This is a genomic window from Pseudoxanthomonas kalamensis DSM 18571 (genome assembly GCF_010211745.1).
GTDB classification, from domain to species: domain Bacteria; phylum Pseudomonadota; class Gammaproteobacteria; order Xanthomonadales; family Xanthomonadaceae; genus Pseudoxanthomonas_A; species Pseudoxanthomonas_A kalamensis.
This window is the reverse complement of the sequence record NZ_PDWQ01000058.1, coordinates 1-658: the sequence shown is the minus strand read 5'-3', so window position 1 is coordinate 658 and position 658 is coordinate 1. Positions and strand designations below refer to the sequence as shown.

The following is a 658-nucleotide window of genomic DNA, read 5'->3' as shown; positions in this document are numbered from 1 at the left end:
GTTCTGGCGCGCGCTGGTGTGGGTGTAGGACAAGGTCAGGCCCCAACCGGACTCCTTGGTGTACGGCTTGTCGGCCGACAACAGCACCTGGCTGTTGCGCTGCTCCAGGCCGTTGCTGCCCAGGATGGTGTTCTGGTAGCCCGGCACCGGCTCGCCCCACGGCACGTTGCCATTCTGGAAGTAGGAGCCGTCCGGATAGCGGTTGATCCGACCCATCGCGAACCCGTCGTAGCTCAGGATGCGCTGGAAGGTCACATCGGTCAGCCAGTCGCCCACCTGGTTGGTGATGCCGATGCTGTACTGGTCGCTGTACGGCGTCTTGAGCTTGTTGTTGAACATGAAGAGCTCGGCGCTGCCGGCGACACCGGGAATGGTGTTGAGCTGATCGATGCCGTTGAGATAGCGCGGGTCGAACGCCACGCAGGTACGATCGGCGCGATAGCAGGTGCCGGTGGCCGGATTTTCGAAATACACCGCCACCGGCGACAGAGCCGCCTTGCTGGTTTCCAGCGCCAACTGATCGACCAGGTTGCGATCGTAGGAGCGCGCGGCACCGCCATGCACGATGGCGGCTTCGTCGCCAAAGATGTCATACGAGAAACCGAAGCGCGGCGCCCAGGCATCCTTGAAGTTCTTGCGGTTGTTGTCGGTGCTGATG

Annotated in this window: 1 protein-coding gene; it reads right to left on the bottom strand. The window is 62.5% G+C overall.

Annotated elements, in window-relative coordinates; genetic code table 11:
- Positions 1-658: outer membrane beta-barrel protein (locus tag CSC70_RS13955; RefSeq protein ID WP_484573207.1), on the bottom strand; the 658-nt coding region annotated here is incomplete at both ends.